The organism is Vibrio tarriae, from assembly GCF_002216685.1.
Classification (GTDB): Bacteria; Pseudomonadota; Gammaproteobacteria; order Enterobacterales; family Vibrionaceae; genus Vibrio; species Vibrio tarriae.
In genome coordinates, this window is the sequence record NZ_CP022353.1 from 756,721 (window position 1) to 770,348 (window position 13,628).

The following is a 13,628-nucleotide window of genomic DNA, read 5'->3' on the forward strand; positions in this document are numbered from 1 at the left end:
TCGAGTATAGCTCTGTGCGTTATAGCGCACAATAAGGGGTTTTCGCATGACTGACGCGATGTTTAAGTCACAAATAGCTAATCAATTAAAAAACCTGCGCAAAAGCAGAGGGTTGAGTTTGGATGCCACTGCTCAACTTACTGGGGTATCTAAAGCCATGTTAGGTCAAATTGAACGTGGTGAATCCAGTCCCACCATTGCGACACTTTGGAAAATTGCTAGCGGCCTTGAGGCTTCATTTTCCGCTTTCTTTGCCAATGATCCGCAACTTTTGTCGAGTGAGCGTTCTTTCCCTGACGATCTCAACATGAAAATCCACACCTTATTTCCTTATGCCGCAGATACAGGATTGGAAATATTTGAAATTACACTGCTCGATCACCATCAGCAGATGTCATCACCTCATGCTTTAGGGGTCATTGAATACATTCATGTTTTGGAAGGGATTATGAAGGTGTTCTTTGATGAACAGTGGCATGAGTTGCAACAGGGAGAGCATATTCGTTTTTTTAGCGACCAACCTCACGGGTATGCGGCGGTGACAGAAAAAGCAGTGTTTCAAAATATTGTTGCGTACCCAAGGCGCGGCTAACAGGTGCAGTGGGCGGTTTTGGCATAGGTAAGCAGCCCACTGCCAGAGGATACTAAATTTTGAATTTACTCATCTTTAGCGCCAAATCTTCTTGTTTTAGCTTGAGTGCTGAAATGGTGTGCTCACTCTGTTGGATTTTTTCTTGGGCACTTTGGCAAAGTGCTTGTAAGTGAGAAAGGCTAGAAGCAATACTGGTCACCGATTGCTCTTGATGAGTAATCGCATCAGAGGTCTGCTGGTTCATCTCCGTTAGCCGAGAGATTTCAATCGCGACTTGATGTAAGGACTCTTCAGCCTGTGATGTGATCTCTGTGGTTTGAGTACCTTTTAACATGCTGTTGCTAATGACTCTTACCGATTCATCGGCGCTGCTACGCAATTGAGTAATGCTCTGCTGGATGGTGTTGGTACTGCCTTGTGTTCGTGTAGCAAGTGAACGCACTTCATCGGCAACCACTGCAAAGCCTCGTCCTTGCTCTCCCGCACGAGCGGCTTCAATCGCTGCATTAAGCGCGAGTAAGTTGGTTTGTTCTGCAATGCCATTAATGTCGGCTAACACTGGCTCGATACTTGTGACATGATTTTTTAAGGAGTTGATGGTTTCGGTTCCTTGTGTCACCTCTGCAACCAGTTCATTGACCGATTGAGCGGCTTGTCGAACATTGTTGAGTGTACTTTGCGCATTTTGATCTATGTTAAGTACCGATTGGCTTATCTCTCGCGCGCCACTGGACACTTGCGAAGAAATAGCGGTCATCTCCGTGGTCGCGTGCGAAATAGTATTAACTTCGAATGTCTGTTTATTGACGGCTTCTGCGGTCACTTTAAACGTGGCAGACAGGTCTACCGCAGCGGTCTTAGCGAGATTGGTAGATTGAGTGATGTCAGCAATAAGATTCTGTATTTTTTCGATAAATTTATCGAATGATTTGCCCAATTCTCCAAACTCATCTCGGGTGGCGATGTTCACTCGCAGGGTTAAGTCACCATTACCTTCTGATATATCAGTCACTCTCTCCTGCAAACGTTGTATCGGGGATAGAATTTGGTTCACAAGGACCCAACCTAACAGCAGTAATACAAGCAAAGCAATAATGATCAATGCCTTAAATGAAGATATCGCCCATGCTTGTTCATCTAAAATAAGCACGGCTTGCTGCTCTACTTTACTGTCTGCGAGTTCTTCTAATTCGGCAATGAAATCCAGTAATGCCAGTGATGTTACTGTGTACTCTTGGTAGATTTGACGGTAGTTCCGATAGCTTGCAATGACCGCCATCATCGCCTGTTCATGCTGCGAGTTTAATTGGGAGAACACTTCTTCATAACTTGCATTTTTCCATTCCTCTCCTGCCGATATAGTAAATCGGCCAGTCGAGAACATTTCGCTGTTGGCTTGTTTTTGAAATTCAATCGCTTGTTCAATGGCTTTGATTTGAGTGGCATCATCTTGACCATCCAGCAAACGTTGTGTGTAGTAGAGCTTCCATAGCAAGCCTATATTTGATTCCATACCGCCATCTGCGGCTTGCCAACGTTCCATAACATCACTTTGCCAAGTGATGCTTCGATTGGGTTCTCGTTCTAATTCCTCAACGGCACTATCACCTAATGTCTCTAGTTTTTCACCAAAATCGACAAGGACTTGCGTTGCTTTATCGTAAGATTTTTTGGTCTCGATATAGTTTTTGTAGCGAGTAATCAGTGCGTTTCTTGATTGTTGATACTGTGAGTTGAATTGAGAAAATTGTTGTGTCTGAGCCGCACTTAATAGGCCTGCTTCGATCATGCGGGAAGAAGCAGCATCGACTTCTGTAATGGCAGTATTGAGTATTTCTTCAACTCGTTGACTATCTTCACCTAGGATGAGCCTATTGACGGCAAGCATCTGGGCTTCAATCTGTATGGTGGTTTCCATTGCGCCATCTGCCGTATCCCAAGCAGGGCCTACTATGTAGCTTAATCCCGATGAGCTTGAGTACATAGTTTTTATTGTCCAAATGCCTAAAGCAGTAACGAAAATACCGAAGATGCTGAATGTGACTAATAATTTTGTTTTTACTCTCATGAAAGAGTCCTCTAACTCATCATATTTAGCTGATGGCACTGTGGTGCTAAACGAAAGGCTGAAAAAGCCGACTATGTGACTTTGAGTCTAGAACAGTTTTAGTGATGTTGTTGGTTAGTTGGGAGGACAAATAATGAGGTTATGAGCAGAAGTTGCAGCGGGATTCGCTGCAACTTCAAAACATCATGAACAAATAGAGGAGAAGGTGTGGGATTAACGCCAGTCGCCACGCAATTGTGCCACTTTTTCGTGCATCACCGTCGAGTTGGCTTGTTCTGGGGCAACTGGCATTCCCGCTTCAATCTCTAACTGTGAGCGAAAACGGCGTGGCACGCCTTGGCAAGCTCGGCCTTTGTAACGGCTGAAATAACTGCCCCATAACCCTTTGAGTGCCAGAGGAACCACAGGCACAGGGCTGCGGTGTAGGATTAAATCTAAGCCACGCATAAACGGATTCATTTCACCATCGGAGGTAAGTTGACCTTCTGGGAAAATGCACACCAAATTCCCTTCGTTGAGTGAGTGTTCAATCTCCGCAAATGCGCGGCGAAGAGAGGCTCGGTTGTTGGCAGAAATCGGGATCACCCCAGCGCGTTTCAAGAAACGTTTCAGCAGTGGCAGGTTGGCGTACTCTTCTTCCATCACAAAATGAATCAACCGCGGACAAACCGCACTGAGCAATAGGGCATCCATATAACTGACATGGTTACACACCAGCAGTGCGCCACCTTGTTCTGGAATATGGTGCAGGTTTTTATGGCGCACTCGGTACAACGTATGAGTGAGGATCCACACCAGAAAGCGAACGGCAAAAATCGGCACTTGTAGGAAAATATACAAAGCTACCAAGACGTTAAGTACGGCCAGTAGTGCAAATAACTGCGGAATACTCATCTCCAATACACTGAGGCACACAATGCCAAGCGCGGCACTGCCGACCATAAACAGCGAATTGTAGATATTGAGAGCCGCAATCACTTGCGCACGTTCAGTGACTTTAGCGCGTTGCTGCAACATGGCGTAAAGCGGAACGATGAATACGCCACCAAACACGCCAATCAATAATAAATAAGCAAACAGTGGCCATAGCGCGGAGTAAGTAACAAAATCCGCAAAAGTGCTGAAAACGGGGAGATCGGCGGGAATGCTGGTCGCCATCAGATACCCAAAAAGACTGATCCCCACACTGCCCAAAGGTACAATACCGACCTCAATCCGGTGTCCGGAAAGCTTGTCACACGCCAGTGAGCCGATGGCAATGCCGACGGAAAATAGCGCCAGTAAGAAAGAGACCGCGGCTTCATTACCGTTAAGGTGCAATTTAGTGAAGTTAGGAAACTGAGTGAGGTACACCGCGCCGAGAAACCAGAACCAACTGATCGCCATAATGGACTGGAAAATGGCGCGATCACGTTTGGCGATGCGTAGCGTCTGCTTGGTTTGCGTAATTGGCCGCCAACGAAATTCGAGATGCGGGGCACTCGCAGGCGCGAGTGGGATAGCGCGACTAGAGAGATAACCAAGCACGGCGAAAATCACTACCGCAGCCGCGGCAAAGTAGTGCGCGTTATCGGTGGACGCAATCAGCCCAGCGCCAATTGTGCCCAATAAGATCGCCAGAAAAGTACCGGTTTCTACTAAGGCATTACCGGGGACGAGCTCTTCCGATTTCAGTTGTTGTGGTAGCAATGCGTATTTCACTGGGCCAAAAAAGGCCGATTGTGTACCCATCAAAAACAATAAAAACAGTGAGATTCCGTAGCTTTGAGTGATAAAACCTATCGCACCACACAGCATGATGGCGATTTCAAGCAATTTAACCCAACGAATATACCGAGACTTTTCTAGCTTATCCGCTAAGACTCCCGCGGTCGCAGAGAAGAGGAAAAAAGGCAGAATAAACAGCCCAGCAGCGAGATTGATGAATAAATTGCTTGAGATCGGTAACGCTTGAGGGCCTGCAAACGCAACAAAGAGTAACAAGACATTTTTAAAAATGTTGTCGTTAAAGGCACCAAGAAACTGAGTGATGAAATAGGGTAAAAAGCGGCGCTCAGTTAAGAGAGCCGTAGTCGGGTTTGCCATCTTGTTCATCCATTACCAGTTAGCCAGATAGTGATTCAGCAGATTATTAATCAAAGCATTACCATCAATCGGTTCATTGGCAAAAAATTTATCATCGACACTCAAGATAGTGATGCCATGCACGCCAGACCACAATACGCGGCTCGCCTGCAACACTTCTTGCTCTGAACGCAAAGGCGCAATCACTTTCAGCAGATCTTCTAACATGCTGGTCATGTTATTAATGCGTTGAGCTTGCCACTCGGGCAGCATCTCCCCATTCATATTGTGCTCAAAAATTAACTGCCAGCGATAAGGATTTTTTTTCGCAAAATCATGGTAGCAATAAGCCAGTTGATAGAGTGCATCTTTCGGATAAGTGGTGGATTTCACCGCTTGCTGGGCTTCTTGCGCCAATTCATCAAGGGTTTGCGCCACTACATGCAATAGCAACAAATTGTAATTGCCAAACACGTTGACTAAGGTGCTGGGCACGTAGCCAATCATAGTGGCGACTTTACGTAAGCTCAGTTCATGATAGGAGTGGGTATCGAGGAACTGCTTGACTCTATCTAAGGTGAGAGCCACCAGCTCTTCTCGGGTATGATCGTTTCGTCTAGCCATGATCTGGATTCAATAATGAACAACGTTCGATAGTCTAAACATCCCCTATAGGAGCGTCAACGAATCGATTTGCAATATTCTGATACATGTCGATAAATGCAAAACGTTTCCATTGCGAGATGAACTGGCTATAGTGACTTTGAGAAGATAGATCGGCTGCAAAGCCCCATAACATCGAACCCTAAGGAAGTGTATGAAACGTTTGTTTTCGCTTATCGCGTTAATCATGGTTTCGGTTGCGGTAACTCCGATTGCTGAGGCCAAAAAATTCGGAGGTGGTAAGTCGTTTGGTAACAACAGTTACAAAACGGCTCCGGCACCTAAACAGCAACAACAAAAAAATGACACCGTGAAAAATGATGCGGCGAATCCAGCCAGCTCTGCGAAGAAAGGCTTAATGGGCGGTTTGCTCGGCGGTCTACTGGCAGGTGGTCTGCTTGCTGCCTTCTTTGGCGGTGCATTTGAAGGTATCCAATTTATGGATATCCTGATCATGGGTCTGATTGCGTTTGTGATTTTCAAACTGATGCGTGGTTTACTGGCATCAAAGCAAGGCAGCATGAACCAGTCTCAGCAACAACCGGCTTATAGCGGCATGAACCGTACGCCGTTTGAGCAACCTAACGTACACAACTTTGAACAGCCACAATCTATGGGTGGTGGTTTTGGTAGTGCCGCACAGAGCGATGTACCACACAACTACCCAGCCGGTTTTGACCGAGTGGCGTTTGTGAATGGTGCACGTGAACACTATCGCATCTTGCAAGGGGCGTGGAACCATAACCGACTCGAAACGATTCGTGAATATGTCTCTCCAAGCCTGTTTGAAGATCTTAAAGCCGAGCGTGCGAATTACGAAGGCGATCAACATACGGACGTCATGTACGTGGATGCAGAGATTGTTCGTGCAGATTACGATGCAAACCGTGCTCAGCTCAGCTTGCAGTTCAGTGGTCGTTATCGTGACGCCGTTGAAGGCATTGAAGAGAACATCGAGGACGTATGGCACTTAGAACGTGACCTGACAGTCCCCAATGCTCCTTGGTTGATTGTTGGTATCCAAGGTTAAAAAACAGACCAACGCCCAATTTAGTCATGATATTCAACACCCAGCGAAAGCTGGGTGTTTTTTATCACGAAAATCCGAAGCCTGCCTCAACTGCAATCTGCCTATGTTTGGGTATATACTGGTCGCCTTCAATATGGCACAAAAGGAAAGTGACGTGGCGCAATTCAAACATCAACAACTCAGCCAAGCCGAGCAAGATAAACTCGATGCTGCAGTATTTCGTCAACTGCTACAACATCTTGATCAACATAAAGAAGTTCAGAACATCGACTTGATGATTTTGGCGGATTTTTGCCGCAACTGCTTGTGTAAATGGTACGCTGCTGAAGCGGAAAAACAGGGGTTGGATTTGAATATTGATGATGCGCGTGAGCGCGTTTACGGTATGACTTACGATGAGTGGAAGGCAAACCACCAGCCGCCTGCGACGCCAGAGCAACTCGCCGCTTTTGAAGCGAAAACGAAAAGCAAAGCTTAAATATAGGCAATAAAAAACGCGCCCAATGGATGGCGCGTTTTTCGTAAACCGTATTTTTGTAAAGCGTATAAGCGGCTCGGTTTATTGCTTGCTTAGCACGTAAAACTCAGCCAGCTCACCTTCGATAACCTTACCTTCCATATCCAGATGGGACAGCGTGTTTTCACCCACCATGAATTGTCTGCCAGTTTGGTCGCCTGTTTGCAGTGTTACGATATTACCAGCTTCATTCCAAACGAAAGTACCTTGAGAGGCAAAAGGTTCACCTTCTTTATCGAGGTATTTTTCTGTTAGCGCGTAGGTGCCATCCGCGTTCAGCGTCAGCTCAGTTTCAATGCCACCGCAATCAGCACAAGGCAGAGTGCCTTGATAGATGCCAGCCCAATCTAGGCTGTTTTGAGCATTGTGCGCTGCATCAACGCTTGCTGTTGATGGTTGAGCCGCAGATTGGTCAGCAGGTGCTGCCGCAACATCAACGACTTTTTCTACTTCCACTTTTGCGTCTTGTTGGTTGTCGCAACCGACAAGAATGAGAGTCAGCGCGCTCAGGGCAAAAATACTTTTTTTCATCATAGATCCTTGGTTAAGAAAGGTTGACCATCACAAACACGACTAATATGAACTCATGCCGTTAAGTCCTAGTCAAACGCGCGTCATTTTAGCGACAAGTTGTGTGTGATCTAGCTCAATAAAAGCGATATTTCCCAACAGATAATAAATAGTCATTTGCTTGTGGAGAAGGATACCCTTTTCCTACTTGCCGCCTACAGACGACAACGCCAAATCGTTTGGAGAGAGCCTGCTGAGCAGAGACAGAAGGGATATAACAAAAGACCCTCATGGATGAGGGTCTTGAAGGGGTTATTTTTCGTCATCCGGCAGTTTGACGTTGAGCTCAAGCACCGAGATATCATCGCCTTTATGCTCAAAAGAGAGTTCGACCATGGATGGGTCAATCGCGACGTATTTGGCAATCACTTTCAGAATGTCTTCTTTGAGTTGTGGCAAATAGCTGGGTGCAGGATCGTTTTGGCTACGACGCTCAGCCACAATGATCTGCAGACGCTCTTTGGCAACGCTCGCGGAAGTCTTCTTCTGTGGGCGGAAAAATTCCAGCAATGACATAGCGTTAACCTCCGAATAAGCGTTTGAAAATACCTTTCTTCGCTTCAGTCAGGAAACGAAACTCAACTTGTTCACCAAGTAGACGTGCCACCGTATCTTGATAAGCTTGGCCTGCATCGGATTGATCGTCAAAAATTACTGGAACCCCTTTGTTCGAGGCGTTCAATACGGCTTGGCTTTCTGGAATCACACCGAGCAGCGGCACATGTAGGATTTCTTCGACGTCTTGCACACTGAGCATTTCACCTTGAGTGACGCGTGCAGGGTTGTAGCGAGTGAGCAGCAGATGCTGTTTGATCGGCGCTTGGCCTTGCTCCGCCCGCATCGATTTAGAATCGAGAATACCTAGAATACGGTCAGAGTCGCGCACTGACGATACTTCAGGGTTGGTGGTGACAATCGCTTCGTCGGCGTAGTACAACGCCATCAGCGCGCCTTGCTCAATCCCTGCTGGTGAGTCACAAATGATGAAGTCAAAACCCATCTCTTTAAGATCATTGAGCACGCGCTGTACACCATCTTTGGTTAGCGCATCTTTATCACGAGTTTGAGAGGCAGGCAGGATGAACAGGTTTTCGTTGCGTTTGTCTTTAATCAAGGCTTGGTTAAGCGTTGCTTCACCGTTGATGACATTGACAAAATCGTACACCACGCGGCGCTCACAGCCCATGATTAAATCGAGATTACGCAGACCGATATCAAAATCGATCACAGCGGTTTTTTTGCCTCGCAGCGCGAGACCTGAAGCAATTGCAGCACTGGAGGTGGTTTTGCCAACCCCGCCTTTTCCTGACGTGACGACAATAATGCGCGACATGTTATTTTTTCCTTTCAATCTTAAATCGTGAGCGTTTCGAGATAGAGCGATTCGTCAGTCATACTGAGCATCACCCTCTGTTGCCAGAACTGACTTTCAATTTGATCACTTAACCAATAGCGGCCAGCGATGGAAATCAATTCCGCTTGCAAATCATGACAAATAATTCGTGCTTCTCGTTGACCACTCGCTCCGGCAATCGCCCGGCCACGTAACGTGCCATAAATATGGATTGAACCATCGGCGATCACTTCAGCCCCTGCACTAACGTGACTTAAGATCACCAGATCGCCGTCTTTGGCATAAATCTGTTGACCCGAACGCACTGGGGTACGAATCACTTTGGTCGGGGCCATTTGCGCTGGGGCTTGGGCTGGGGAGTTTGTGGCGGTCATTACTGCAAAACCGGCTTCGACGGCAAGGTTTTGGCTACGTTTGTCTTTACATCCTGTGACACCGACGGGGATTAAACCCGCTTGGCTGATCCCTTGTTTTAACGCAGGATAATCAAGATCGCCCTCGACTTTCGCCACATTGATCACCACTGGCGCATTGGCAAAAAAGGCCGGGGCTTGCGCGATCTTTTCTTGAAGAAATTGAACAGTATGCGCAATTTGGTTGTCAGAAAGGTGTAATACCGACAAAGTAAAACTACTACCTTTCAGGTCAGGGTTTTTCGACATGGTAACGTTGACCTCAATAAACTCTATGCCTTACGGAGAGAGCATTGGCTGAGAACAGGGCTGTCATGTTATATTCAGCGCCAAAGCACAGCAAGTTCTCTTGCGGTGAAATAAGTGATTTGGCATCAATTTTGATCAAAGTTAACTGAATTAAGACAAAATGCCCTAAGTGGTCAATAATCGAAATAAAAGGCTTGTCATGCTTTGCTCTATTTACAAAAGTCCTAAAAAAGAAGGCACTTATCTCTATATTCCGAAACGGGACGATTTTTCACAGGTCCCTGACACCTTAAAACAGATGTTTGGTAAACCTATTTTTGTCATGCTGGTCAATCTTGAGCAGCGTCAGTTGGCGCAAGTGAATGTGGAGAAGGTGAAACAATCCATGCAGGAACAAGGTTTCTTTTTGCAGTTACCGCCGCCACCAGAAAATTTGCTGGAACAACATAAGGAGCGCAAAGCGCGCCAAACTCCCTGATGAAGATGGCTCAAGGAGGGCATCTTGAAAAAATTATTATCGATAGTATTGGGCCTAGCGTTATCGGCACCCGTACTCGCCAATGAAGTCAGTTTTGAACAATATGTGGAAAGCTTAAAACAGCAGGGACGTCAGGAGGGAATTTCTGATCGCGTTCTTGAGGCGGCTTTTCGAAATGTTGAATACAAACCCCGTGCGGTGGTGGCAGATAAAAACCAACCAGAGAAAAAACTGACGTTGGATGAATATATTCCACGCGCAGTGCCGGAGTGGAAAGTTAAACAAGCTCAAGCTTTGTATGAAAAGCATTATGATGAATTGCAGCGCATTGGGCAGCAATACGGCGTGCAACCCAGATTTATAGTGGCGTTGTGGGGTGTAGAGAGTAATTTCGGTGCGCTGACGGGTAACTTTAGTGTGATTGATGCTTTATCGACGCTGGCCTATGAAGGTCGCCGAGAAGAGTTTTTCCGCAAAGAAACCATGGCCGCCTTGCAGATCCTCGAACAAGGCCATATTGCACCTGAATCCATGAAAGGCTCTTGGGCGGGTGCGATGGGTCAATGCCAATTTATGCCAAGTTCATTTTTGAATTTTGCTGCAGACGGGAACGGCGATGGCAAAAAAGACATTTGGGGAACACGTTCAGACGTGTTTGCCTCCACGGCGAACTATCTTAGCCAGTCAGGATGGGATGATAAGTATACTTGGGGACGCCAAGTGAAAATCCCCAAAGGGTTTGACCATGCTCTAGAAGGACGTCAGCCTGAAAAAGGCAAAACGTTACAAGAGTGGAGTAAGCTTGGGGTCACTCGTTATGATGGTAAACCGCTGCCAGCGCTTTCTGATGATATTAAAGCATGGCTCATCATGCCTGATGATGAAGCAGGGCGCATTTATCTTGTGTATAACAACTACAATGTATTGATGAAGTGGAATCGCTCTCATTACTTTGCGTTGGCGGTCAGCCATCTGGCGGATCGGATTGCGTTCTAACCTGTTGGATTGGCGCAACGGGTTGGCAATTAGCGAACAGAGGGCTCTCATTGAGCCCTCTGTTTTTTCTGTTTGTGAGCAACGGGTTTTTAGGCATTTCGGTAATCGGGATGTGTTGATGAAGAAGGCTGTGATGGGGAGAGTTTGCTGATGGAGATGCGATTTGTTTGCTGAACGCGCGAGCCAAATGGCTTTATTTGCGGTGTTAATCCAACATCAAAGTTTTACTGCTGCTGCACATGCGCTAGGCGTGTCGGTGTCTCATGTCAGTAAACAGCTCGCCGCGTTAGAGGCCTCGCTGGGCGTTAAACTGGTACAGCGCACCACGCGCAGCTTTACTCTGACGGATGCTGGGAATCTGTTTTATGCCCAGTGCCGTGAACTTTTAACGATTGTGACCAATGCACAAAGTGAAATGGAAGATCAGCGTGATGAAGTGACAGGGCTGATTAGACTTGGTTTATCGCAATCTTTTGGCACCTTGCATGTGTTGCCTGCTTTGGAGCAGCTTCGCCAACAATATCCTGAGTTGAACGTCGAAGTGCATCTATTTGATCATAAAGTCGATATGCTCAAGGAAGGGTTGGATTTATGGATAACCAGTAACGAGCAGCTACCAGAGGGTTATGTGGCGCAGCGCATTGCCGATTGCCGTTTTGTGGTGGCCGCATCGCCAGACTACCTGCTACGTTATGGATCACCCACAGAACCTATGGCCTTAATGGAGCATAACTGCTTGATTTATCGAAGTTGGGAGCGTGATTACACACGCTGGTCATTCAGTCGGGACGGGCAAAGTCAAACCGTTAAAGTCTCAGGCAATTATTCAGTCGATTTGGCGGAAGCGGTGCGCGATGCCGCAGTGGCAGGATGGGGCATCGCCTACTTAGCGACGTATTTATTGCGTGATGAATTTCGCACAGGGCAGTTGATTCAACTGTTACCAGAATGGTGTGCCAACCAGCAAATGCCGTTTTATGCGGTGTATCCAAGCCGTCAACATATGCCGAAAAAGACTTCGGCGGTCATCGAGTTCATCAAACATACGCTAGGTAATCCTTGTTATTGGGATTCACGCTTACAACCTTATGTGCGCTTTACCGCGGGATAAGACGTAATCGATTGTTGCTGATTTTCAAAAGATATTTTCCCAATGGAAAAGATAAGTTTTAAGCAAACGTTTAGTCTTAATAAAATCAGCAAGTTATGAAAAGACGCATTTTGATTACCGGTTTGGTAATGAGTAATTAACAAACTCACCTTGCGCATACGATTTCCTTCACTAAAATCGCCGCTTTTCCTGTTCTACTCACATTTTGGGCGGCGTATGTCATCACTCCTCGGTATGGGCGCAATTTTGCTGGTTGCGTGGCTATTTTCTACCAATAGAAAAAATATCAACTTGCGTACAGTTTCGTTAGCGTTGCTGTTGCAAATCTTCTTCGCCTTACTGGTGCTGTATGTACCTGCGGGTAAAGAGGCACTCAATCGTGTGACGGGCGCGGTGTCACAACTGATCAACTATGGGCAAGATGGTATCGGTTTTGTGTTTGGTGGCCTCGCCAATGGCAGCGTAGGTTTTGTGTTTGCGATTAATGTCCTTGGCATCATCATTTTCTTCTCTGCACTGATTTCTGGCCTTTACCATTTAGGCATTATGCCGAAAGTGATTAACCTCATCGGTGGTGGTTTACAGAAATTGCTTGGCACAGGCCGTGCAGAATCCCTTTCTGCTACCGCAAACATTTTCGTGGGTATGATTGAAGCGCCGCTGGTGGTGAAACCTTATCTTCATAAAATGACCGATTCGCAATTCTTTGCTGTGATGAGCGGCGGCTTAGCGTCGGTTGCTGGCGGTACTTTGGTTGGTTATGCCTCTTTAGGTGTGGAACTTAACTACCTGATCGCAGCAGCTTTCATGTCTGCCCCTGCGGGTCTCTTGATGGCAAAAATCATGTTGCCTGAAACCGAACAAGTCGATGCCGCGATTGCGCAAGATGAGTTGGATCTGCCGAAATCCACTAACGTCGTCGAAGCGATTGCCGATGGCGCGATGTCGGGTGTGAAAATTGCTGTTGCGGTAGGGGCGACTTTGCTCGCTTTCGTGAGTGTGATTGCTCTGTTAAACGGCTTGCTCGGTTGGTTTGGTGGCTGGTTTGGCATCGAGCTAAGCTTTGAACTGATCATGGGGTATGTTTTCGCTCCGGTAGCTTGGCTGATTGGTATTCCATGGCATGAAGCGATCACGGCAGGTTCTTTGATTGGTAACAAAGTGGTGGTAAACGAGTTTGTCGCTTTCATTCAACTGATTGAAGTGAAAGAGCAATTGAGTGCGCATTCACAAGCGATCGTGACTTTCGCGCTGTGCGGTTTTGCCAATATTTCTACCATGGCGATTTTGATTGGTGGTTTGGGTAGCCTTGTACCTGAACGTCGCTCTTTTATCTCCCAATACGGCTTCCGTGCGATTGGCGCCGGCGTATTGGCTAACCTAATGAGTGCATCGATCGCTGGGGTGATTTTGTCTTTGTAATCTTTGATTCAGCAATAGGGGCCAGCGATTACGCTGGCTTTTTTTGTTATTCCTAAATCACCGCTTTTAGTAGTGGTGATTGTTTTAAAGATCTCCTTTTC

At 46.6% G+C, this 13,628-nt stretch carries 14 protein-coding genes and 1 pseudogene; 8 read left to right on the plus strand and 7 right to left on the minus strand.

Annotated elements, in window-relative coordinates:
- Positions 1 to 46 precede the first annotated feature (46 nt).
- Positions 47 to 592: a helix-turn-helix domain-containing protein gene (locus CEQ48_RS09135; RefSeq protein ID WP_046121469.1), complete on the plus strand. Its 546-nt coding sequence runs from the start codon at positions 47 to 49 to the stop codon at positions 590 to 592.
- A 52-nt stretch (positions 593 to 644) separates the two neighbouring features.
- Here the strand turns inward: CEQ48_RS09135 and CEQ48_RS09140 are convergent, their stop codons facing one another.
- On the minus strand, positions 645 to 2,660 hold the full coding sequence (locus CEQ48_RS09140) for a methyl-accepting chemotaxis protein (protein ID WP_308507409.1): 2,016 nt from the start codon (positions 2,658 to 2,660) through the stop codon (positions 645 to 647).
- Here CEQ48_RS09140 and CEQ48_RS20090 point away from each other — a divergent pair.
- Positions 2,575 to 2,762 (plus strand): annotated as a pseudogene (locus CEQ48_RS20090) (hypothetical protein). The gene CEQ48_RS09140 and the pseudogene CEQ48_RS20090 sit on opposite strands and share 86 nt — an antisense overlap.
- A gap of 111 nt (positions 2,763 to 2,873) precedes the next feature.
- Here the strand turns inward: CEQ48_RS20090 and CEQ48_RS09145 are convergent.
- Positions 2,874 to 4,745 (minus strand): MFS transporter, encoded by a 1,872-nt coding sequence (locus CEQ48_RS09145; RefSeq protein ID WP_181714682.1) that lies wholly within the window; start codon positions 4,743 to 4,745, stop codon positions 2,874 to 2,876.
- A gap of 12 nt (positions 4,746 to 4,757) precedes the next feature.
- Positions 4,758 to 5,348 carry a TetR/AcrR family transcriptional regulator gene (locus CEQ48_RS09150; RefSeq protein ID WP_000113994.1) on the minus strand — a complete coding sequence of 197 codons (591 nt, stop codon included), beginning with the start codon at positions 5,346 to 5,348 and terminating at the stop codon, positions 4,758 to 4,760.
- A 193-nt stretch (positions 5,349 to 5,541) separates the two neighbouring features.
- On the opposite strand from CEQ48_RS09150, the gene CEQ48_RS09155 reads away from it, so the two are divergent.
- Positions 5,542 to 6,417 carry a Tim44 domain-containing protein gene (locus tag CEQ48_RS09155; protein WP_089071025.1) on the plus strand — a complete coding sequence of 292 codons (876 nt, stop codon included), beginning with the start codon at positions 5,542 to 5,544 and terminating at the stop codon, positions 6,415 to 6,417.
- Positions 6,418 to 6,571: 154 nt separating this feature from the next.
- On the plus strand, positions 6,572 to 6,895 hold the full coding sequence (locus tag CEQ48_RS09160) for a DUF1244 domain-containing protein (RefSeq protein ID WP_000046692.1): 324 nt from the start codon (positions 6,572 to 6,574) through the stop codon (positions 6,893 to 6,895).
- A gap of 81 nt (positions 6,896 to 6,976) precedes the next feature.
- Here CEQ48_RS09160 and CEQ48_RS09165 read toward each other — a convergent pair whose 3' ends face one another.
- From CEQ48_RS09165 to minC, 4 genes are all read right to left on the minus strand, one after another.
- Positions 6,977 to 7,465 carry a copper resistance protein NlpE gene (locus tag CEQ48_RS09165; protein ID WP_162808112.1) on the minus strand — a complete coding sequence of 163 codons (489 nt, stop codon included), beginning with the start codon at positions 7,463 to 7,465 and terminating at the stop codon, positions 6,977 to 6,979.
- Positions 7,466 to 7,756: 291 nt separating this feature from the next.
- Positions 7,757 to 8,020, minus strand: coding sequence for a cell division topological specificity factor MinE (gene minE, locus CEQ48_RS09170; protein ID WP_000054416.1), 264 nt, complete (start codon positions 8,018 to 8,020; stop codon positions 7,757 to 7,759).
- A 4-nt stretch (positions 8,021 to 8,024) separates the two neighbouring features.
- Positions 8,025 to 8,837, minus strand: a complete 813-nt coding sequence (gene minD / locus CEQ48_RS09175; protein WP_000086775.1) for a septum site-determining protein MinD — start codon at positions 8,835 to 8,837, stop codon at positions 8,025 to 8,027.
- A 20-nt stretch (positions 8,838 to 8,857) separates the two neighbouring features.
- Positions 8,858 to 9,520, minus strand: a complete 663-nt coding sequence (gene minC, locus CEQ48_RS09180) for a septum site-determining protein MinC (RefSeq protein WP_000042149.1) — start codon at positions 9,518 to 9,520, stop codon at positions 8,858 to 8,860.
- Positions 9,521 to 9,719: 199 nt separating this feature from the next.
- Here minC and CEQ48_RS09185 point away from each other — a divergent pair, with 199 nt between their 5' ends.
- The 4 genes from CEQ48_RS09185 to CEQ48_RS09205 all read left to right on the plus strand — a co-directional run bounded on the left by CEQ48_RS09185 (position 9,720) and on the right by CEQ48_RS09205 (position 13,527).
- A complete protein-coding gene (locus CEQ48_RS09185; RefSeq protein WP_000882651.1) occupies positions 9,720 to 9,998 on the plus strand; it encodes a YcgL domain-containing protein in 279 nt (92 codons plus the stop codon).
- Positions 9,999 to 10,022: 24 nt separating this feature from the next.
- Positions 10,023 to 10,994, plus strand: coding sequence for a lytic murein transglycosylase (locus CEQ48_RS09190; RefSeq protein ID WP_089071027.1), 972 nt, complete (start codon positions 10,023 to 10,025; stop codon positions 10,992 to 10,994).
- 163 nt (positions 10,995 to 11,157) lie between these two features.
- Positions 11,158 to 12,105 (plus strand): LysR family transcriptional regulator, encoded by a 948-nt coding sequence (locus CEQ48_RS09195; protein ID WP_089071028.1) that lies wholly within the window; start codon positions 11,158 to 11,160, stop codon positions 12,103 to 12,105.
- Between the two features lie 216 nt (positions 12,106 to 12,321).
- On the plus strand, positions 12,322 to 13,527 hold the full coding sequence (locus CEQ48_RS09205) for a NupC/NupG family nucleoside CNT transporter (RefSeq protein ID WP_089071030.1): 1,206 nt from the start codon (positions 12,322 to 12,324) through the stop codon (positions 13,525 to 13,527).
- Positions 13,528 to 13,628: the final 101 nt, after the last annotated feature.

Coding starts and splice junctions, on each gene's coding strand:
- CEQ48_RS09155 (WP_089071025.1), top strand. CDS start 5,542: ATGAAACGTTTGTTTTCGCTTATCGCGTTAATCATGGTTTCGGTTGCG.
- CEQ48_RS09185 (WP_000882651.1), top strand. CDS start 9,720: ATGCTTTGCTCTATTTACAAAAGTCCTAAAAAAGAAGGCACTTATCTC.
- minD (WP_000086775.1), bottom strand. CDS start 8,837: ATGTCGCGCATTATTGTCGTCACGTCAGGAAAAGGCGGGGTTGGCAAA.
- CEQ48_RS09150 (WP_000113994.1), bottom strand. CDS start 5,348: ATGGCTAGACGAAACGATCATACCCGAGAAGAGCTGGTGGCTCTCACC.
- minC (WP_000042149.1), bottom strand. CDS start 9,520: ATGTCGAAAAACCCTGACCTGAAAGGTAGTAGTTTTACTTTGTCGGTA.
- CEQ48_RS09205 (WP_089071030.1), top strand. CDS start 12,322: ATGTCATCACTCCTCGGTATGGGCGCAATTTTGCTGGTTGCGTGGCTA.
- CEQ48_RS09140 (WP_308507409.1), bottom strand. CDS start 2,660: ATGAGAGTAAAAACAAAATTATTAGTCACATTCAGCATCTTCGGTATT.
- CEQ48_RS09165 (WP_162808112.1), bottom strand. CDS start 7,465: ATGAAAAAAAGTATTTTTGCCCTGAGCGCGCTGACTCTCATTCTTGTC.
- CEQ48_RS09145 (WP_181714682.1), bottom strand. CDS start 4,745: ATGGCAAACCCGACTACGGCTCTCTTAACTGAGCGCCGCTTTTTACCC.
- minE (WP_000054416.1), bottom strand. CDS start 8,020: ATGTCATTGCTGGAATTTTTCCGCCCACAGAAGAAGACTTCCGCGAGC.
- CEQ48_RS09135 (WP_046121469.1), top strand. CDS start 47: ATGACTGACGCGATGTTTAAGTCACAAATAGCTAATCAATTAAAAAAC.